This window comes from Streptomyces sp. CO7, from assembly GCF_053474865.1.
Genome location: NZ_JBRIOU010000009.1, coordinates 64017 through 64675 on the forward strand (window position 1 = coordinate 64017; position 659 = coordinate 64675).

Sequence of the window (659 nt, forward strand, 5' to 3'; positions counted from 1 at the left end):
GTGCCGCCCGGCTCGAACCGGTCGAGGAACCACAGGCGTTGCTGCGCGAACGACAGCGGGGCGGGCGCGTCGGGGTCGGCGGCCGGGATGGGGTCGAGGGCGTCGCCCGCGGGCCGCGCGAGTTCGGCGGCCAGGGCGGCGACCGTGGGGTGGGTGAACAGCAGCCGCGGCGAGACGTCCTGGCCGAAGGCGGCGCGAAGCCGCGCGGTGACCCGCACGGCGAGCAGGGAGTCGCCGCCGAGGGCGAAGAAGTCGTCCTCGGCCCCGGGTTCGTCGACGCCCAGGACGTCCGCCCAGGCGTCGGCCACCAGCCGCTCGGCCCGGGTGCGCGGTACGACGTGCCGGCCGTGGGCCGCAGAGCTGTCCTGGCCGGGTGCGGGCAGGGCGCGCCGGTCGAGCTTGCCGTTGACGGTGAGGGGCAGGGCGGCCAGCGGCACGTAGACGGCGGGCACCATGTAGGACGGGAGCGTCCGCTGCAGGTGGGCGCGGAGTTCGGCCGCGGAGGGGGGCGTGCCGTCGGCGGGGACCACGTGGGCGACCAGGCGCCGGGTGCCGGAGGCGTCCTCGTGGACGTCGACGGCGGCGGCGCCGACGCCGGGGTGGGTGTGCAGCGCGGCCTCGATCTCGCCGGGCTCGATGCGGTAGCCGCGGATCTTCAC

The 659-nt window shown here is 77.5% G+C and carries 1 protein-coding gene; it reads right to left on the reverse strand.

Annotated features, from left to right (window positions below):
* On the reverse strand, positions 1 to 659 hold a 659-nt coding region (locus ACOV8S_RS26920; RefSeq protein WP_448320969.1), incomplete at both ends, for a phosphopantetheine-binding protein.